This window comes from Streptomyces sp. NPDC020996 (assembly GCF_040641355.1).
Classification (GTDB): domain Bacteria; phylum Actinomycetota; class Actinomycetes; order Streptomycetales; family Streptomycetaceae; genus Streptomyces.
Map to the genome: position 1 here is coordinate 130732 of NZ_JBFADM010000003.1, position 18054 is coordinate 148785.

Below are 18054 nucleotides of genomic sequence, written 5' to 3' on the forward strand. Positions count from 1 at the left end.
AAGGCACCGGATAAGGTTGCGGGCATGACCCAGTCGCACCTCAGGATCAGCAAGGCTGTCATTCCCGCAGCGGGCCTCGGTACCCGGTTCCTGCCGGCCACCAAAGCCACTCCCAAGGAGATGCTGCCGGTCGTCGACAAGCCGGCGATCCAGTATGTGGTCGAGGAGGCCGTCTCCGCGGGCCTCGACGACGTCCTCATGATCACGGGCCGCAACAAGCGCCCCCTGGAGGACCACTTCGACCGCAACTACGAGCTCGAGTCGGCTCTCCAGAGGAAGGGCGACGCCGGCCGGCTCGCCAAGGTCCAGGCCTCGAGCGACCTGGCGACCATGCACTACGTGCGACAGGGCGACCCCAAGGGCCTCGGCCACGCCGTCCTGTGCGCGGCCCCGCACGTCGGCCAGGAGCCCTTCGCCGTCCTGCTCGGTGACGACCTGATCGACCCGCGCGACCCGCTCCTCGCGCGCATGGTCGAGGTGCAGGAGCAGCGCGGCGGCAGCGTCATCGCGCTGATGGAGGTCGCCCCGGAGCAGATCCACCTCTACGGGTGCGCGGCCGTCGAGCCCACCGAGGACAGCGACGTCGTCAAGGTGACCGGCATGGTCGAGAAGCCCGACGCGGCCGACGCGCCGTCCAACTACGCGGTCATCGGACGATATGTGCTCGACCCGCACATCTTCGACATACTGCGCAAGACCGAGCCGGGCCGTGGCGGCGAGATCCAGCTCACCGACGCCCTTCAGCAGCTCGCGGAGGGCGACAAGGCCGGCGGCCCGGTGCACGGCGTCGTCTTCAAGGGCCGTCGCTATGACACCGGTGACCGTGGCGACTACTTGCGTGCCATTGTCAGACTCGCGTGCGAACGTGAAGACCTGGGCCCGGACTTCCGGGCCTGGCTTCGCAGTTACGTAGCCGAGGAGATGTAGCGATTTGAACAGCGCCGCGCCCCGCACCGTCGGCCAGGACCACTTGTGGTCGGTGGACGAGCACCTGGAGGACATCCTCGCGACCGTCCGTCCTCTCGAACCCATCGAGCTGAACCTGCTGGACGCACAGGGCTGCGTCCTGGTCGAGGACGTCACGGTGCCGGTCTCGCTGCCGCCGTTCGACAACAGCTCCATGGACGGCTACGCGGTGCGGGTCGCGGATGTCGCGGGCGCGAGCGAGGAGTTCCCCGCCGTCCTGGACGTCGTCGGGGACGTCGCGGCGGGCCAGGCCGATCTGATCCACGTGGGTCCCGGCCAGGCCGCGCGCATCATGACGGGCGCCCCGCTGCCGCCCGGCGCCGAGACCGTCGTCCCTGTCGAGTGGACCGACGGGGGCCTCGGCGAGGGCCCGGTCACGGGCATGCGTGCCAGCAGCCTGGCGCCCGAGGGCGCCGAGGGACAGGTGCACGTGTACCGGCCCGCGGAGGCACGCGCGCACGTGCGCGCGACGGGCAGCGACGTCAAGGCCGGCGACCGCGCGCTCGATGCCGGCACCGTCCTCGGGCCCCCGCAGATCGCTCTGCTGGCGTCCATCGGCCGGGGAACGGTACGCGTACGCCCGCGCCCGCGCGTGGTCGTCCTGTCCACCGGCAGCGAACTCGTCCAGCCCGACGAGGAACTGGGCAGCGGCCAGATCTACGACTCCAACAGCTTCGCCCTCACCGCCGCCGCCCGCGACGCCGGCGCCATCGCCTACCGGGTGGGCGCCGTGGTCGACGACGCCGAGATCCTGCGCTCCACCATCGAGGACCAGCTCGTCCGCGCCGACCTGATGGTCACCACGGGCGGTGTCAGCGTCGGGGCGTACGACGTCGTCAAGGAGGCGCTGTCGCACGTCGGCGACGAGGACGAGGCCGGCAGCGGCGTCGAGTTCCGCAAGCTCGCCATGCAGCCCGGCAAGCCCCAGGGCTTCGGCTCCGTCGGCCCCGACCACATCCCGCTGCTCGCACTGCCGGGCAACCCCGTCTCGTCGTACGTCTCCTTCGAACTCTTCGTCCGTCCCGCGATCCGCACTCTCATGGGACTCGACGACGTCCACCGGCCGAGGACCCGCGCCACCCTGACCACCGGCAAGGCGCTGACCTCGCCCAAGGGGCGCAGGCAGTTCCTGCGGGGCGAGTACGCCGATGGTTCCGTGACCCCGGTCGGCGGGGCCGGCTCGCACCTGGTCGCCGCCCTCGCGCGCGCGGACGCGCTGATCGTCGTTCCGGAGGACGTGGAGTCCGTCGAACCCGGTGCCGAGGTCGAGGTCGTCCTGCTCCGCTGAGCGCACGCGCGTGTGGCGGTCCGCGGGGACGGGTCCTGGTCCGCTGTCCGCGCCGTCTTGGCGGTACCGTGTCGCGCACAGCAGGCCTGCGCGCCGTACCGCGGCGGGCCCGGACCGGGAGTGCCACACAGCATGAGTACGCAGGACCGCTTGACGCACATCGACGACGCCGGCGCCGCCCGCATGGTCGACGTCTCGGACAAGGACGTCACCGCGCGCACCGCCCGCGCCAGCGGACGCGTCCTCGTCTCACCGCGCGTGGTCGAGCTGCTGCGCGGCGAGGGAGTCCCCAAGGGCGACGCGCTCGCCACGGCGCGGATCGCGGGCATCATGGGCGCCAAGCGCACACCGGACCTCATCCCGCTGTGTCACCCCTTGTCGCTGTCCGGTGTGAAGCTGGATCTGTCGGTCGCGGACGACGCCGTGGAGATCCGCGCCACGGTGAAGACGACGGACCGCACGGGCGTCGAGATGGAGGCCCTCACCGCGGTCTCCGTCGCCGCGCTCACCGTGATCGACATGGTCAAGGCCGTCGACAAGGGAGCGGTCATCACGGACGTCCGGGTGGAGGAGAAGACGGGCGGCAAATCGGGCGACTGGAGCCGGGCGTGAGCGCCGGGGCGCACGCCGGGAGCGGCACGCCCGCGCCCTATCGTGCGCTCGTCGTGACCGCGTCCAACCGTGCCGCTGCCGGCGTCTACGAGGACCGGGGCGGCCCGCTGATCGCCGAGGGCCTCGCGGGCTTCGGCTTCGCCGTCGAGGGGCCGCAGATCGTGCCCGACGGGGATCCCGTGGAGGCCGCGCTGCGTGCCGCGGTCGAGGCCGGGTACGACGTCGTCGTCACGACCGGCGGCACCGGCATCTCGCCGACCGACCGGACGCCCGAGGCGACGCGCCGGGTGATCGACTTCGAGGTGCCGGGCATTGCCGAGGCCATCAGGGCGTTCGGACGGGAGAAGGTGCCGACCGCCGTGCTCTCCCGGGGCCTGTCGGGAGTGGCGGGGCGGACGCTGATCGTCAATCTGCCGGGTTCGGCCGGCGGGGTGAAGGACGGGCTGGCCGTCCTCGAGCCCCTGCTGATCCATGCCGTCGACCAGGTCCGTGGCGGTGACCACCCGAGACCCGGCCCCACCCCTGGGGGTGCGAGCTGAACAGCCCATCCTGGCCCGTCGTGCTGGCGGACGGCGACGTCGTCCTCCGGCCGATAAGAATGCGCGACCAGCGGGCCTGGCGCGAGGTCAACCGGCGCAACCGGGACTGGCTGCGCCCCTGGGAGGCGACCATCCCGCCGCCCACGCCCAGCGGGCCCGTCACGCACCGGCCGACCTACCGCCAGATGGTCCGTCATCTGCGGTCGGAGGCCAACGCGCACCGGATGCTGCCCTTCGTCATCGAGTACCAGGGACGGCTGGTCGGGCAGTTGACGGTCGCCGGGATCACCTGGGGCTCGATGTGCTCGGGACACGTCGGCTACTGGGTCGACGAGGCGGTCGCCGGACGCGGTGTGATGCCGACGGCCGTGGCGCTCGCCGTGGACCACTGTTTCCGGACCGTCGGTCTGCACCGCATCGAGGTCTGCATTCGCCCCGAGAACGGGCCCAGCCGCCGGGTCGTGGAAAAACTCGGATTCCGTGAGGAGGGCCTGCGGCCGCGTTATCTCCACATCGACGGAGCCTGGCGCGACCACCTCGTCTTCGCGCTCACCGCGGAAGAGGTTCCGGACGGACTGCTGAGCCGCTGGCATCGGGCACGCTCCCAGCAGACGTCGCCGGGGACCTCGCGAGGCACTCCGCGGAACCCGCAGAACACGCCGGGTAATCCCGCCTAGTCCCAGGAATTGAATAAACGTTCGAATTCGGTGGCGCGTCGACCGTCTCCGGGCATTAATTCTCCGGTGGGTGGTGGACTGCTGATCGCGTCGGTCACAAAAAAAGTTCGAAATATCAGCCAGATCGTGCGACACACCGGCTCAATTGGCGGATGGCCTCACGCAAACCCCTCTACCGTGTGAGGCGTGAGCAGCAGCGGCCTCATCTACGCAGTCATTGTCGGGGCCTGGGCCGCCTACTTGGTGCCGATGTGGCTCCGTAGGCAGGACGAGCTGAACGAGGCCCGTCCGACGGAACGCTTCAGCACAGCCATCCGGTTGCTGTCCGGACGGGCGGGGATGGAGCGCCGGTACGCCAAGGACCTGCGCGCGCGCTCCGCCGACGAGGGGGAGCCCGACGCCGACGCTCCGGACGCCGTCACCGACTCGGTGGACGTCCGGGCCTTCGCCATGCCCCCGACCCGCCCGCAGGCCCGCGCAGAGGTGCAGGCGCGGGCGGCCGGGCGTGCGCAACCGGCGCACGAACCCTCGGACGCGCCGGCGTCGGCATCCGGTTCCGCACCGGCGCGCGCATCCGGTTCCGCGCCGGCGCCCGCACAGAACTCCGCACCGGCGCGCAAGCGCGTTCCCGCCGCCAGGCGTACGCCCTCGGCGGAAGCGGCCGCAGCGCGCGCCCGGCGCACGAAGGTGCTCGCGCGCCGCCGACGCACGACCGTCGTGCTGTTCCTCGCCTTCACCCTCGGCGCGATCGTCGCGGCCGTCGGCGGACTCGCTCTGCTGTGGGCGCCCGGCGTGCCCGCGATACTGCTCAGCGCGTACATCGCCCATCTGCGCTCCCAGGAGCGTCGTCGCTTCGCCTTTCAGATGGACCGGCGCCGCGCCGAGGCCGCCGCGCAGCGGCTGCGGGAGCGCCAGCAGCGCCAGCCGCGTCGGCGTCCCTCCGTCGAGGCGGACGCCGACGAACCGGAGGAAGGGCCTGAGCCGGAGACCGACCCCGGCTTGTCCGCGCTGGCCGCCGACCGGCGTGCGCTCGTCGAGCAGACCGACCACGCCGAGTGGGTCGACCAGCAGCGGGAGCGCCAGCGACTGCCCGGCCACGGGGAGAGCTGGGACCCGGTGCCGGTGCCGTTGCCGACGTACGTGACCGCGCCGGTCGCTCCGCGGGCCGCCACGGACGTGGACCTCGGGGCGCCGGACACGTGGAGTTCGGCGCGGTCGAGTTCCGTCGGCCGGGAGCAGGAGGCGGCGGCCGCGCCCGGCGCCGAGCGGACCGGGGACCCCGCCGCCACGCACGCGCAGGAGCACGCGCACCCGCACGCGGACTCGCACCCGCACGCGGACTCGCACGCGGACGCCGCCGAGGAGGACCGGGCCGACGACGACGTGCGCAGTGACGCCCGTCGGGCGGCCTCGGCCCGGCGGGCGCGGGAGCGGGGGCGTACGCCGTTGTTCGACCAGTACGAGGACGGCGAGCGGCCGCGTGCCGCCAACGAGTAGCGCGCCACCGTCCACCACGCCCACCTGCGCCGCCTTCGTCGGCGGGCCCGGGAACGGATTTCCAAGCACCGCGATCGGGATGCTAGAGTTTCACTCGTTGCAAGGGCCTGTGGCGCAGTCCGGTAGCGCACCTCGTTCGCATCGAGGGGGCCAGGGGTTCAAATCCCCTCAGGTCCACGCAGCTCGGAGCCCCGGTCGGTGAATACCGACCGGGGCTCCGGCATGTTGTACGGCAGCGACGTTCGGCTGCCGCCGGAGGCGGTACTCAGCTCGCCTGCCCTCGCCCCTGCCCCTGTCCCCGCTCCGTCCAGGTCGCCGACGGGACCGCCCGGAGCTTCGCCTCGACCTGCACCCAGGACAGGTCCGGGCCCTCGAGCTCGACGACAGCACTCCAGGCGGCCGGCAACTCGGTGAACTCCTTGTACGGCTGCCGGTGCATACGGGCCACCCGGACCGGGGAAATCACGGCGCCCGGTGGGCTGTCCACCGGGCGCACCGAACCGTCGATGAAGACTCCCCGCTCCCGGCTGACGCTGCGGGCGTGGCAGAGCACGCGGTGCGCCGAAGGACGCTCGTGGACGATCAACACGCGCAGCAGTCCCACCGGCTCAGTGCTCATCGTTGTGCGGATGCCTCCATCTGGGGTCCCGGTCGAGCACCTTGCCGACCCTGCCCTCCCTGCCGACCCTGCCCTCCCTGCCGACCCTGCCCTCCCTGCCGACCCTGCACTCCCTGCTGAACGGCCGGATCACGTCCGGCAGTTGGCGGGCGTCTGCCGGGTACGATGCCTGTCGTGCATCACCTCTGTGACTGACCAGCCGTCGTTCCGTGGTCCCTTGCTCGGGCCGCGGAGCACACGACGTCATTTCCGTCGTTCGTCCCGGCCGTCGATCGGGACGTCCACCGCTGGAGTCACTGGTGTTCCTCGCTCGACCGCGCTTTCATGGAGGCGTTGTCGCGCTCATGCGTGACAACGCCGACTTCCGGCGCCTCTTCTGCGCTTCCGCTCTCAGCCTGACAGGTGACTGGTTCACCTTCGTCGCCCTCAGCGGCTTTGTCTACCGCCACACGGGCTCGCCGGGCTGGACAGCACTGCTGTTCGCCGTCAACTCGCTGCCCGGCGTGGTACTGCTGCCGCTGATCGGTCCGCTCACCGACCGCTTCGACCGGCGACGCCTGCGCATCGCGTGCGACCTGGGCGCGGTCATCCCGGCCGCCGGCCTGCTGACCGCCTTTCACACCCGGTCCGTCCCGCTGGCCCTCGGCTGTCTGGCGGGGCTCTCCCTCGCCGCCGCCGTCGCGAGCCCCATCCCTGAGGCCGCCCTGCCGAACCTCGTCACCGCGCGCGAACTCCCCCTGGCCCAGACCCTGCTCGGAAGCCTGTACTCGGCGGGTCTGCTGGTGGGAGCCGGCCTCGGAGGCGTGGTCTGTGCGGCATGGGGCGCCTCGGCCACCCTCGTCATCGACGGTGCGTCCTTCGCCGTCTCCGCGCTCCTCGTCGCGAGGATCAGGCGGCCGCTCTCCGTGGCGATGACGACTCGTCGGATCCGGATGCGGGCCGATATGGCCGAACTCCGGAACTTCGTCCGGGCCACCCCGGTGGTGTCCGCGTTCCTGTGGCTGACTGTCGGAATGCGCCTCTGCTACGGCATCGTGGGCCTGCTGCCGGTGTACGCCCTCGACCGCTTCCACGCCGGTGACGCCGGCGTCGGGGCGCTGTACCTGGCCCAAGGGCTCGGGGCCGTGCTCGGTCCCTTCCTCGGCCGACGGCTCGTCGCCGGGTCGACGCGCCGGCGACTGCACACGGCCGGCGCCGCCCTGGCACTCTTCGGGTTCGGCTACCTTGCCCTGGCCCAGGTCACGGCCCTGGGCCCGGCCATGGCCGCGGCGCTGATCGGCCACCTCGGAGTGGGTGCGTGCGCCATCCTCGCCGTCAACGGCCTGCAACTCGCGACCCCGGACCACATCCGCGGCCGTGTCATGGTCCTCGTCTTCGGTCTGTCCTCCGCTTTCCAGGGCGTGTCGTCTCTCGCGGTGGCACCCCTGGCCGCGTCCATCGGCATGCCCGGCACCACCCGGCTGTCGGCAGGGCTCGCCGTTGTCTACGCGCTCGCGTGGGCGATCGGTGTGACGCGTGCGGACCGCTCGAAGAACAGGCAGGTCCGGGCCGTGGCCGACCGGCTCAGGGGTTGAGCGGCTTGGCGTAGCACAGGCTCTCCGGGTGGAAGCGGTAGTAGCCGAACTTCTCGCAGGGCTCGTAGCCGGAGGACGTGTACAGGGCGACGGCCTCCGGCTGCTTCGTGCCGGTCTCCAGGACCATGCGCAGGCGGCCGGCCGCGCGCGCGTCCTCCTCCAGGGCGGCCAGGATGCGGCGGGCGAGGCCGCGGCCGCGCATGCCGTCGATCACGTACATCCGCTTCAGCTCGGCGTCCCCGTCGCGGTTGCCCTCGCCGTTGGCGTCCCGGGAGCGCCAGCCGCCGGTGGCGACGGGGCTGTCGTCGGCGTCGTAGGCGATCAGGTACACGCCGTTCGGCGGCTCGAAGTCCTCCGGGGCCAGCTCGGTGGCGTCGCCACCGTCGCCGTAGCGGACGTGGTACTCGGCCTGGACCTGGTCGTTGAGCTTGACGGCGTCGGGGTGGTCGAACGGGACGCGGCGGATATGCATGTTATACACCGTATGTGAATTCATGAGGGAACGGGACGCCGTCCAGTGTGCCGGTATCGTTCCGGCGTGCTCACTGTGACCTCCGCCAACGTCAATGGACTGCGCGCCGCCGCGAAGAAGGGCTTCGTGGAGTGGCTCTCCGGCACCTCCGCCGATGTGCTGTGCCTGCAGGAGGTGCGGGCCGAGCCGGAGCAGCTGCCCGAGCAGGTCCGCGCGCCCGAGGGCTGGTACACGGTGCACGCGCCCGCCGCCGCCAAGGGGCGCGCCGGCGTCTCCCTCTACGCCCGCCGCGAGCCCGACCGGGTCCGGGTCGGCTTCGGGTCGGCGGAGTTCGACGCGAGCGGGCGGTACGTCGAGGCCGACCTGCCCGGCGTGACGGTCGCCTCCCTCTACCTACCCTCCGGCGAGGTGGGCACCGAGCGGCAGGAGGAGAAGGTCCGCTTCATGGGCGAGTTCCTCGCGTACCTGAAGGAGTTGCGCGAGCGGGCCGCCGCCGACGGCCGTGAGGTGGTCGTCTGCGGCGACTGGAACATCGCCCACCAGCGCGCCGACCTGAAGAACTGGCGCGGCAACGTCAAGAACTCCGGCTTCCTGCCCGAGGAGCGGGAGTGGCTCGGACGGGTCCTCGACCCGGCGGACGGCGGCTACGTCGACGTCGTACGGGCCCTGCATCCGGACGTGGAGGGGCCGTACTCGTGGTGGTCCTACCGCGGGCGGGCCTTCGACAACGACACCGGGTGGCGCATCGACTACCACGTCGCGACGCCGGGACTGGCCGGCCGGGCGGTCAAGGGGTTCGTCGAGCGCGCGGCCACGCACGCCGAGCGGTGGTCGGACCACGCTCCGGTGACGGTCGTCTACGACCTCTGAGCCTGCGGCCTCTGGCCCTGGGGCCTCTGAGCCTGCGGCCTCTGTATCTACGGCCGCTGAGGTCTGCGACCTCTGAACTTACGGTCTCTGCGCCCGCTGCAGCCGCCGGTCCAGCGCCAGGGACAGTTCCGCCTCCACGACGCTGCGGGCCAGCGGGCGCAGCCGGGTGAGGTCGTCCCGGCCCGCGTGGCGCAGCACCAGGTCGGCGAAGAGGTCCGCCAGGGCCTCCGCGTGCTCGCGGACCCGGGCGCCGGTGGTGAGCACCTCGGCCAGCGGGATGCCCTCGCGGACCAGGGCGGAGGAGACGTCGAGCAGGCGGCGGCTGATGTGGACGATCTCGTCGCCGTCGGCGCCCACGTAGCCGAGTTCCATCGCGGAGGCGAGGTTCTCGGGGGTGACCTCGCCCTCGAAGCGGGCGGCGAGTTCCTCGGGGGTGAGGCGGACCGGCTCCTCCTCGGTGGGGGTGCCGAGACCGAGGACGTCGCCGACGCCGCGGCCGTGTTCGAAGGCCTCGGCCAGTTCGGCGATGCCGCTGAGCGTGTGTCCGCGTTCCAGCAGAGCGGCGATGGTGCGCAGGCGGTTGAGGTGACTCTCGTCGTACCAGGCGATACGGCCCTCGCGGCGCGGTGGCCCGATCAGCTTGCGCTCGCGGTAGAAGCGCAGGGTGCGCACCGTGATCCCGGCCTCCCTGGCCAGCTCCTCCATGCGGTATTCACGCTTGTCTGCCACGCCCCGACCCTATGTCGTACTCGGGGTAACTTTCCCGGTCCGGCCCCCTACCGATCGGTACGGAAGTGCCCTACAGTCCCATTGCGCCAGTATTCACTGGCGGGATCCATCGGGCGATGCGTGGAGGCTTCGGGATGGCCGAGCACGAACACGAGCATGTGCGGGTGGCGGTGATCGGGTCCGGATTCGGCGGGCTCGGGGCCGCCGTACGGCTGCGGCGCGAAGGCGTCACCGACTTCGTGGTCCTGGAGCGGGCCGGCAGTGTCGGCGGCACCTGGCGGGACAACAGCTATCCGGGGTGCGCCTGCGACGTGCCGAGCCACCTGTACTCCTTCTCCTTCGCGCCCAACCCCGACTGGCCGCGCACCTTCTCCGGACAGGAGCACATCCGCGCCTACCTGGAGCACGTCGCGGACGTCTTCCGGCTGCGCCCGCACATCCGCTTCGACTCGGAGGTGAAGCGGATGACGTGGAACGGCGAGCGGCTGTGCTGGGACATCGAGACCACCGGCGGGAACCTGTCGGCCGACCTGGTGGTGTCCGCCACCGGGCCGCTGTCCGACCCGAAGGTCCCCGACATCCCGGGCCTGGACTCCTTCCCGGGCAAGGTCTTCCACTCCGCCCGCTGGGACCACGACTACGACCTGCGCGGCAAGCGCGTGGCGATGGTCGGCACCGGCGCCTCCGCGATCCAGATCGTGCCGAGCATCCAGCCGCAGGTCGGCAGACTGACCCTCTTCCAGCGCACCCCGGCGTGGGTGATGCCCCGCGTGGACCGGGCCATCAGCGGCGTCGAGCGGGCGCTGCACCGGGCGCTGCCCTTCACCGCCCAGGCCCGCCGCGGACTGCTGTGGGGCATCCGGGAGCTGCAGGTGCAGGCGTTCACCAAGCACCCGAACGAGCTCGGTTTCGTGGAGCAGCTGGCCAGGCGGAACATCGCCCGCGCGATCAAGGACCCGGTCCTGCGCGCCAAGCTGACCCCCGACTACCGCATCGGCTGCAAGCGGATCCTGCTGTCCAACGCGTACTACCCGGCCCTCGCACAGCCCAACGTGAACGTCGTCGCGAGCGGACTGAGCGAGGTCCGCGGCTCGACCGTCGTCGCCGCCGACGGCACCGAGGCGGAGGTCGACGCGATCGTCTTCGGTACCGGGTTCCACGTCACGGACATGCCGATAGCCGAGCGGGTCGTCGGCGCCGAGGGCAGGACGCTCGCGGAGAGCTGGAAGGACGGGATGCAGGCACTGCGGGGCGCGTCCGCGGCCGGCTTCCCCAACTGGATGTCGATCATCGGCCCCAACACCGGCCTCGGGAACTCCTCCATGATCCTCATGATCGAGTCCCAGCTGAACTACCTGGCCGACTACGTGCGCCAGCTCGACGTCCTCGGCGGCCGGGTCGCCCTCGACGCCCGCCCGAGCGCGGTCGGCGCCTGGAACCGCCGGGTGCAGGAGCGTATGAAGCGCACGGTGTGGAACACCGGCGGCTGCACCAGCTGGTACCTCGACGCGAGCGGCCGCAACACCACCGTCTGGCCGGGCACGACCTCCGAGTTCCGGCGGGCGACCCGGCGCGTGGACCTGGCGGAGTACCAGGTCCTGCGGCCGCCGGCCGCCGCAGCCGACAAGCAAGCCCAGCAGAGCGCGCAAGCCAAGCAGAGCACGCAAGCCCAGCAGAGCGCGCTAGCCCAGCAGAGCGCGAAGGGCGAGCAGAGCGCGAAGGGCGGGCAGGCCGGGCAGGCCGGGCAGGCCGGGCAGGCCGCGGAGGTGACCGCGTGAGCCGGCTCACCGCCGTGGCCTCCGGCCCGTACGCCCCGCCCGTCCCCACCCGGGAACTCACCGTCGTCTCCGCCGACGGCGCCCGCCTGCACGTCGAGGTGCACGGACCCGACAAGGCGCCCGCCGTGATCCTCGCCCACGGCTGGACCTGCTCCACCGCCTTCTGGGCCGCGCAGATCCGCGATCTCGCCGTCGACCACCGGGTCGTCGCCTACGACCAGCGCGGCCACGGACGCAGCCCGCACAGCGCAGCCTGCGGCACCGAGGCCCTCGCCGACGATCTCGAGGCCGTGCTGAAGGCGACCCTGGCGCCCGGCGAGAAGGCCGTGGTCGCCGGTCACTCGATGGGCGGCATGACGGTGATGGCCGCCGCCGAGCGGCCCGGCTTCCGGGAGCACGCGGCAGCGGTCCTGCTGTGCAGCACCGGCTCCTCGCGGCTGGTCGCCGAGTCCACCGTCGTCCCCCTGCGGGCCGGCCGGTTGCGGACCTGGCTGACCAAGCACATCCTCGGGTCACGGGCACCGCTGGGGCCGGTCACACCGCTCGCCCGGAAGATCCTGAAGTACGGGACCATGGGCCCGGGTTCGGCGCCGCACATGGTGGAGGCGTGCGCGCGTATCGTGCACGCCTGTCCGACCAAGGTGCGGCACGCCTGGTCGCAGGTGCTGGACCTGCTCGACCTCGACCACGGCGTCCGCGAGCTGCGGGTGCCCACGGCGGTGGTCGTCGGCACCGCGGACCGCCTGACGCCGCCCGTGCACGCGGCCGCGCTGGTGGCCGCGCTGCCGAACTGCGTCGGCCTCACCGAACTGCCGGGGATCGGCCACATGACGCCCATCGAGGCACCCGAGCTGGTCACCGCCCGGATCCGGGAGCTCGTGACCACGTACGCAACGATCAAGGAGGGCGCATGAGCAGGGTCAGCCTCGACGGACAGGTCGCCGTCGTCACCGGAGCGGCGCGCGGCGTCGGGGAGCTGCTCGCACGCAAGCTGTCCGCGCGCGGCGTCAAGGTGGCGCTGGTCGGGCTGGAGCCGGACGCCCTCAAGCAGGTGTCCGAACGGCTGCACACCGACAGCGCCCACTGGTACGCCGACGTCACCGACCACGAGGCGATGGCCCGGGTGGCGCGCGAGGTCAAGGAGCGGTTCGGGAAGGCCGACATCGTGGTCGCCAACGCCGGCGTCGCGACCGGTGGGCCCCTCGTCGACTCCGACCCGGAGGCCTGGCGGCGGGTGATCGAGGTCAACCTCGTCGGGTCGGCGGTCACCGCCCGCGCCTTCCTGCCGCTGCTGATGGAGAGCCGGGGCTACCTGCTGCAGATCGCCTCCCTCGCGGCCATCACCCCCGCGCCCATGATGACCGCGTACTGCGCGTCCAAGGCCGGCGTGGAGGCGTACGCGCACAGCCTGCGCGCCGAGGTCGGCTACCGGGGCGTCCGGGTCGGGGTCGGCTACCTGTCGTGGACCGACACCGACATGGTGCGCGGGGCCGACCAGGACGCGGTGCTGCGGGAGTTGCGGCAGCGGTTGCCGTGGCCGTGCAACAAGACCTATCCGCTGGGCCCCGCGGTCGACCGGATCGTGGCCGGCATCGAGCGGCGGTCGAGCCATGTGTACGGGCAGTGGTGGCTGCGCGGGATGCAGAGCGTGCGCGGCTACCTGCCGGCCCTCATCGGCACGGCCGGGCAGCGGGAGATGAAGCGGTTCGGGCCCCGGCTCGACGGGATGCGCAACGGGCTCGTCGGCGCGGGCGGGGCGGCGGACGAGGAGTCGCGCGCTACGCACGGTAGTTGATCGACATGCGCAGGGTGACGGCTCGTGTGAATCTGGTCGAGGCCCGGTAACGGGCCGCTTCCCCACCCACAACGGGAGTGAACCCACATGGGTATGAAGGACCAGTCCCAGAACAAGCCGGAGCAGCGGCAGGAGCAGACCAGGCGGAAGGCGCAGCAGGGCCGCGAGCAGGCTCAGCAGGGCCGCGAGCAGGCTCAGCAGCGCGGGCCGCAGTCTCAGCAGCGGACACCGCAGGGTCAGGGCCGCGACCGCATGCGCAACGAGCCGGAGCGGATGCGTGAGGAGGAGGACCGCCTCGAGGCGGACTTCGACGCCTAGCCGCTGCGCTCGGCCTGGGCTGTGATGCGGGGCGTCCTTCCTTCGGAGGGCGCCCCGCGCTTCTGCTCGGTGCGCGGTTCCTCGCGCCCCTTTCGTGCCCCGTTCAGTGAGTCGGGCGGGGCGGGAGTGCCGGGCGGGTGCGGTCGGGGGTGTCGGAGTAGTCCGGCGGGGCTGCCGGGGGCTGGGTCTCCAGCAGGTCGAGGGCCAGGCGGACCGCGTCGTCGAGTTGGGCGTGGCGGCCCTCCGCCCAGTCGAGAGGGGTGCGCAGGACCTCCAGGTCGGGGGCGACGCCGTGGTTCTCCACGCCCCAGCCGTAGGCGTCGAACCAGGCCGCGTTCATCGGCACCGTGATCACCGTGCCGTCCACGAGCCGGTGTCGGCCGGTCATGCCGACCACTCCGCCCCAGGTGCGCTGGCCGACCACCGGGCCCAGCTTCAGCAGTTTGAACGCGGCCGTGATCATGTCGCCGTCGGAGGAGGTCGCCTCGTCCGCCAGCGCCACGACCGGGCCCCTCGGCGCGTTCGAGGCGTACGACACCGGCTGGGCGTCGCGGGTCAGGTCCCAGCCCAGGATGGTGCGCGTCAGCTTCTCGACCACCAACTCGCTGATGTGACCGCCCGCGTTGCCGCGCACGTCCACGATCAGGGCGGGCCTGGACATCTCCATGCGCAGGTCCCGGTTGAACTGCGCCCAGCCCGAGCCGCCCATGTCGGGGATGTGCAGATAGCCGCACCGGCCGCTGCTCAACTCCCTTACCACGGCGCGCCGTTTGGCCACCCAGTCCTGGTAGCGCAGCGGCCGTTCGTCGATCAGCGGGACGACGGCCACCCGCCGGGGCCGTCCCGCCCCGCCCGGCGCCGGGGCGAACGTCAGCTCCACCGTCGTACCGCCCGCGGCCGCGAGCAGCGGGGAGGGGCCGGTCGACGGGTCCACGGGGCGTCCGTCGACGTGGGTGAGCACCGCCCCCTCCCGGATGCCCGTGCCGGCCAGTGGTGAACGGGCCCTGGAGTCCGAGGAGTCGCCGGGCAGGATCCGCCGGACCGTCCATCCCTCGTCCCGGCGGGTGAAGTTGGCGCCCAGCAGCCCCTGCCACCGCTGGTAGTGGGGCGGGCCCTCGTTGCGGCGGGCCGGGGTGACGTAGGCGTGCGAGGTGCCGAGCTCGCCGAGGACCTCGCGCAGCAGGTCGGCGAAGTCGTCGGGGGAGGCGACCCGTTCGACCAGCGGCCGGTACTGCTCCAGCACCGCGTCCCAGTCGATGCCGCACATCCCCGGCTCCCAGAAGTAGGCGCGGATGAGGCGGCCGGCCTCCGCGTACGCCTGGCGCCACTCGGCGGCCGGGTCGGCCTCGTGCAGGATGCGGCGCAGGTCGATCCAGACGGTCGTGTCGCCGTTGCCGGGCTCGTCGGACGGTACGGCCCGCAGCTCGCCCTCGTCGGCCACGACCAGCCGGGTGCCGTCGCCGCTGACCGCGAACCAGTCCAGGTGGCCGACGAGTTCGGACTTCCTCGCCTTGCCGATGGTGAAGTGCTCCAGCGTCGGACGGCCGGTGGTGTCGTCGGGGTTGGCGAAGGTCTCGCCGAGCGCGCCCGATATCGGCCAGCGCAGCCAGACCAGCCCGCCGCCCGCCACCGGGCGCAGCGCCGAGTACTTGGAGGCGATGACCGGGAAGGGCGTGACCCGGCTCGCCAGTCCCTCCGCCTCCACGGTCACCGTGCCGTCGCCGCCCTCGCCGTCCGGCAGCGGGTCCAGGCCCCCCGCGGCCGGGCGGCCCTCGGGGCTGAGGGCGAAGGGGGAGGGGGTAGCCGAGGAGAGGGGGACGAGGTAGGGGCGGCAGCCGAGTGGGAAGGACAGGTCGCCCGTGTGGACGTCGTACACCGGGTCGAAGCCGCGCCAGGAGAGGAAGGCGAGGTAGCGGCCGTCCCGCGTGAAGACCGGGTTCTCGTCCTCGAAGCGGCCGTCGGTGACGTCGACGATCAGCCCGTCCTTCATCCGGGCCAGCCTGATCTGCCGCAGCGAGCGGCCGATGACGGGGTGCGACCAGGTCAGCCAGCCCCCGTCCGGGGAGAACGCCAGGTCCCGTACGGGCCCGTTGGCCGACAGGACCAGCTCCCGGACCAGCTCGGTGACCGCACCGGGCGCGTCTGCGACTCCGTCGACTTCGTCTCCGTCCCCGTCGGCTGCGTCCCCGCCAGCCTCCCCCGTGCCCTCGCTCGTGCCTTCCCCCGCGCTCTCGCTCGTGCCTTCCCCCGCGCTCACGCTCGCGTCCTCGCGCACGTCGACGAGCAACAGCCGTCCGTCGTGCGAGGCGACGGCGAGGCGTTCGCCCTGCGGGTCGGCGACCATCTCCAGGACCCGGCCGAGCCGGCCGGCCGCGAGCCTGCGCGGCTCACGGCCGCCGCCGGCCCGCGGCAGGCCGGCGATCTCGATCGCGTCCTCGCCCTCCGCGTCCGTCACGTACGCGATCCGGTCGGCCGGGCCGAGCATCTCCGGCAGCCGCACGCGGACGCCGGGCGTGTCGGTGATCGTGCGGGCCGGGCCGTCCCGGTGGGTCAGCCAGTGCAGGCTGCCGCGTACGACGACGGCGCTCGCGCGGCCCGTCTCGTCCACCGACACACCGTCCACGTGCTGGGCGGCCGGCACCTGGTACGGGCGCCGGCCCGCGCGCGGACCGCTCAGCCGTACGTCCAGACGGCGCGGGACGGAGCCCGCGGCCAGGTCGTCGACGATCCACAGGTCGCCCGCGCACTGGTAGACCACCCGGACCCCGTCGCTCGCGGCGTGGCGGGCGTAGAAGTCGTCGTGGTCGGTGTGGCGGCGCAGGCCGGAGCCGTCGGGGGCGCAGGAGTAGAGGTTGCCGATGCCCTCGTGGTCGGAGAGGAAGGCGATCCGGCCGCCGACGAACAGGGGCGAGTGGAGGTGGCCGTCCAGGTCGGCGAGCAGGCGTTCGCCGTGCAGCCAGAGGCGGCCCGTGGCGCCGCCGCGGTAGCGCTTCCAGGCCGCGGGCTCGTGCGGCGGGGTGCCGGTGAGCAGCAGTGTGCGGCGCTCCCCGGCGATCTCGCCGACCTGGATGTCGGAGACGGGTCCCCAGGGCAGCTTGCGGCCGGGGTCGCCGTCGGTGGAGACCTTGTAGGCCCAGGTGAAGTACGAGAACGGCTCGCCGTGGGAGGCGACGGCGAGGATCTGCCCCTCCGGGGTCCAGCCGCACACCCGCGTGTCCGGCGAGCCCCAGTAGGTCAGCCGCCGGCCCGGCCCGCCGTCCACCGGCATGAGGTGGATCTCCGGCGTCAGGCTGCGCCAGCTCGTGTAGGCGATGTGGCGGCCGTCGGGGGAGATGCGGGGGTGACCGGCCTTGGTGCGGTCCACGGTCAGGCGCCAGGCGCGGTTGGCGCCGTCGAGGGAGGCGAGCCACAGGTCGTCCTCGGCCACGAAGCACAACAGGTCGCCGCGCAGATGCGGCAGGCGCAGATAGCTCACCTTTTCCATGCTTTTCCCCCGAATGGGGGGCGGCAACTTATGCGTCCCTGACGGACGTGACTCACCCCACGTACGAAACAGTTTCGTTTCGCTAGCGCTCGGGGTATCTTCATGGAGTACGAGGAACGCGCAGCCGGACGACAACCGGACGGACGGAACGGAAAGCGGGAAGGTGACAGGCATGACCGCGGCCACCACGGCACGTCGCAGTCGGATCACGCCCGAGCGTGCGGCCGAGCTGTACGAGGCCGTGCTCGACCTGCTCCGGGAAGTCGGCTACGACGCCCTCACCATGGACGCCGTGGCAGCCCGCACCCGGTCCAGCAAGGCGACGCTCTACCGCCAGTGGGGCGGCAAGGCCGAGCTGGTGGCCAAGGCGGTCCGGCACAGCAAGCCGGGCGGCTCCGCGGACGAGATCGACACCGGGTCCCTCAGAGGCGACCTGCACGCGTTCGCGCTGCGCTCGGACGACTGCGAGATGGAGCAGAGCTCTGCCCTGATGCGGGGCCTGGCCATGGCCGTCCATGGCAACCCCGATCTCCTCCAGGCGTTCCGGGAGCACCTGATCGAGCCGGAGATGGCGGAGTTCCGCCGGATCCTGCACCGGGCGGTCGACCGCGGCGAGGTCCGTGCCGACAGTCCCGCGATGGACTACATCGTGCACATGATGGTCGGCGCGTTCGCCGCCCGCACGCTCATCGACGAGCAGCCTCCGACGCAGGCCTTCCTCCTGTCGTACATCGACGCCGTGGTCCTCCCCGCCCTCGGCGCGCCCACCGCCTGAACATCCCCGCCGGGCACCTGCGCGGCCCCGGGCATCCCGCCGGGCACCTGCGCCGCCTGAA

The 18054-nt window shown here is 72.3% G+C and carries 17 protein-coding genes and 1 tRNA gene; 14 read left to right on the plus strand and 4 right to left on the minus strand.

Annotated elements, in window-relative coordinates; all coding sequences use genetic code 11:
* Positions 1 to 24 precede the first annotated feature (24 nt).
* The 7 genes from galU (at position 25) to AB0G63_RS03480 (ending at position 5756) form a co-directional block, all read left to right on the plus strand.
* The gene (galU, locus tag AB0G63_RS03450) at positions 25 to 927 is read left to right on the plus strand and encodes a UTP--glucose-1-phosphate uridylyltransferase GalU (RefSeq protein WP_360743541.1); all 903 of its coding nucleotides are present in this window, start codon (positions 25 to 27) and stop codon (positions 925 to 927) included.
* Between the two features lie 4 nt (positions 928 to 931).
* Positions 932 to 2254, plus strand: a complete 1323-nt coding sequence (gene glp / locus AB0G63_RS03455; RefSeq protein WP_360743544.1) for a gephyrin-like molybdotransferase Glp — start codon at positions 932 to 934, stop codon at positions 2252 to 2254.
* Positions 2255 to 2386: 132 nt separating this feature from the next.
* Entirely contained in the window at positions 2387 to 2866 is a 480-nt protein-coding gene (gene moaC, locus AB0G63_RS03460; protein ID WP_360743547.1) for a cyclic pyranopterin monophosphate synthase MoaC, read from the plus strand.
* Positions 2863 to 3405, plus strand: coding sequence for a MogA/MoaB family molybdenum cofactor biosynthesis protein (locus tag AB0G63_RS03465; RefSeq protein WP_360743550.1), 543 nt, complete (start codon positions 2863 to 2865; stop codon positions 3403 to 3405). Before moaC ends, AB0G63_RS03465 begins: the two co-directional genes overlap by 4 nt.
* A gap of 20 nt (positions 3406 to 3425) precedes the next feature.
* Entirely contained in the window at positions 3426 to 4082 is a 657-nt protein-coding gene (locus AB0G63_RS03470) for a GNAT family protein (RefSeq protein ID WP_360743552.1), read from the plus strand.
* 186 nt (positions 4083 to 4268) lie between these two features.
* On the plus strand, positions 4269 to 5579 hold the full coding sequence (glpR, locus tag AB0G63_RS03475; protein WP_360743555.1) for a gephyrin-like molybdotransferase receptor GlpR: 1311 nt from the start codon (positions 4269 to 4271) through the stop codon (positions 5577 to 5579).
* Positions 5580 to 5682: 103 nt separating this feature from the next.
* A tRNA-Ala gene (locus AB0G63_RS03480) sits at positions 5683 to 5756 on the plus strand.
* 88 nt (positions 5757 to 5844) lie between these two features.
* Here AB0G63_RS03480 and AB0G63_RS03485 read toward each other — a convergent pair.
* The gene (locus AB0G63_RS03485; RefSeq protein WP_360743558.1) at positions 5845 to 6198 is read right to left on the minus strand and encodes a hypothetical protein; all 354 of its coding nucleotides are present in this window, start codon (positions 6196 to 6198) and stop codon (positions 5845 to 5847) included.
* Positions 6199 to 6542: 344 nt separating this feature from the next.
* On the opposite strand from AB0G63_RS03485, the gene AB0G63_RS03490 reads away from it, so the two are divergent.
* A complete protein-coding gene (locus AB0G63_RS03490) occupies positions 6543 to 7772 on the plus strand; it encodes an MFS transporter (protein ID WP_360743561.1) in 1230 nt (409 codons plus the stop codon).
* On the opposite strand, the gene AB0G63_RS03495 is transcribed toward AB0G63_RS03490, so the two are convergent.
* Positions 7762 to 8244 (minus strand): GNAT family N-acetyltransferase, encoded by a 483-nt coding sequence (locus AB0G63_RS03495; protein WP_360743564.1) that lies wholly within the window; start codon positions 8242 to 8244, stop codon positions 7762 to 7764. The two genes, AB0G63_RS03490 and AB0G63_RS03495, sit on opposite strands and share 11 nt — an antisense overlap.
* Before the next feature lie 66 nt (positions 8245 to 8310).
* On the opposite strand from AB0G63_RS03495, the gene AB0G63_RS03500 reads away from it, so the two are divergent.
* Positions 8311 to 9114: an exodeoxyribonuclease III gene (locus tag AB0G63_RS03500; protein WP_360743567.1), complete on the plus strand. Its 804-nt coding sequence runs from the start codon at positions 8311 to 8313 to the stop codon at positions 9112 to 9114.
* 78 nt (positions 9115 to 9192) lie between these two features.
* On the opposite strand, the gene AB0G63_RS03505 is transcribed toward AB0G63_RS03500, so the two are convergent.
* The gene (locus AB0G63_RS03505) at positions 9193 to 9843 is read right to left on the minus strand and encodes a MerR family transcriptional regulator (RefSeq protein WP_324783243.1); all 651 of its coding nucleotides are present in this window, start codon (positions 9841 to 9843) and stop codon (positions 9193 to 9195) included.
* 134 nt (positions 9844 to 9977) lie between these two features.
* On the opposite strand from AB0G63_RS03505, the gene AB0G63_RS03510 reads away from it, so the two are divergent.
* The 4 genes from AB0G63_RS03510 (at position 9978) to AB0G63_RS03525 (ending at position 13734) form a co-directional block, all read left to right on the plus strand.
* Complete coding sequence (locus AB0G63_RS03510) at positions 9978 to 11621, plus strand: NAD(P)/FAD-dependent oxidoreductase (protein ID WP_360743570.1); 1644 nt, start codon at positions 9978 to 9980, stop codon at positions 11619 to 11621.
* Positions 11618 to 12535 carry an alpha/beta hydrolase gene (locus AB0G63_RS03515; protein WP_360743573.1) on the plus strand — a complete coding sequence of 306 codons (918 nt, stop codon included), beginning with the start codon at positions 11618 to 11620 and terminating at the stop codon, positions 12533 to 12535. Before AB0G63_RS03510 ends, AB0G63_RS03515 begins: the two co-directional genes overlap by 4 nt.
* Entirely contained in the window at positions 12532 to 13416 is an 885-nt protein-coding gene (locus AB0G63_RS03520; RefSeq protein ID WP_360743576.1) for an SDR family oxidoreductase, read from the plus strand. The genes AB0G63_RS03515 and AB0G63_RS03520 overlap by 4 nt, the downstream gene beginning before the upstream one ends.
* Before the next feature lie 87 nt (positions 13417 to 13503).
* The gene (locus AB0G63_RS03525; protein ID WP_360743579.1) at positions 13504 to 13734 is read left to right on the plus strand and encodes a hypothetical protein; all 231 of its coding nucleotides are present in this window, start codon (positions 13504 to 13506) and stop codon (positions 13732 to 13734) included.
* Between the two features lie 103 nt (positions 13735 to 13837).
* On the opposite strand, the gene AB0G63_RS03530 is transcribed toward AB0G63_RS03525, so the two are convergent.
* A complete protein-coding gene (locus AB0G63_RS03530; RefSeq protein WP_360743581.1) occupies positions 13838 to 17209 on the minus strand; it encodes a S41 family peptidase in 3372 nt (1123 codons plus the stop codon).
* Positions 17210 to 17390: 181 nt separating this feature from the next.
* Here AB0G63_RS03530 and AB0G63_RS03535 point away from each other — a divergent pair, with 181 nt between their 5' ends.
* Complete coding sequence (locus AB0G63_RS03535; RefSeq protein WP_360743584.1) at positions 17391 to 17993, plus strand: TetR/AcrR family transcriptional regulator; 603 nt, start codon at positions 17391 to 17393, stop codon at positions 17991 to 17993.
* The last annotated feature ends 61 nt before the right edge of the window (positions 17994 to 18054 follow it).

Excerpts from the sequence above, each read along its gene's own strand:
- galU (WP_360743541.1), top strand. The coding sequence starts at position 25 with ATGACCCAGTCGCACCTCAGGATCAGCAAGGCTGTCATTCCCGCAGCG.
- moaC (WP_360743547.1), top strand. The coding sequence starts at position 2,387 with ATGAGTACGCAGGACCGCTTGACGCACATCGACGACGCCGGCGCCGCC.
- AB0G63_RS03485 (WP_360743558.1), bottom strand. The coding sequence starts at position 6,198 with ATGAGCACTGAGCCGGTGGGACTGCTGCGCGTGTTGATCGTCCACGAG.
- AB0G63_RS03490 (WP_360743561.1), top strand. The coding sequence starts at position 6,543 with ATGCGTGACAACGCCGACTTCCGGCGCCTCTTCTGCGCTTCCGCTCTC.
- AB0G63_RS03495 (WP_360743564.1), bottom strand. The coding sequence starts at position 8,244 with ATGCATATCCGCCGCGTCCCGTTCGACCACCCCGACGCCGTCAAGCTC.
- AB0G63_RS03510 (WP_360743570.1), top strand. The coding sequence starts at position 9,978 with ATGGCCGAGCACGAACACGAGCATGTGCGGGTGGCGGTGATCGGGTCC.
- AB0G63_RS03520 (WP_360743576.1), top strand. The coding sequence starts at position 12,532 with ATGAGCAGGGTCAGCCTCGACGGACAGGTCGCCGTCGTCACCGGAGCG.
- AB0G63_RS03525 (WP_360743579.1), top strand. The coding sequence starts at position 13,504 with ATGGGTATGAAGGACCAGTCCCAGAACAAGCCGGAGCAGCGGCAGGAG.
- AB0G63_RS03535 (WP_360743584.1), top strand. The coding sequence starts at position 17,391 with ATGACCGCGGCCACCACGGCACGTCGCAGTCGGATCACGCCCGAGCGT.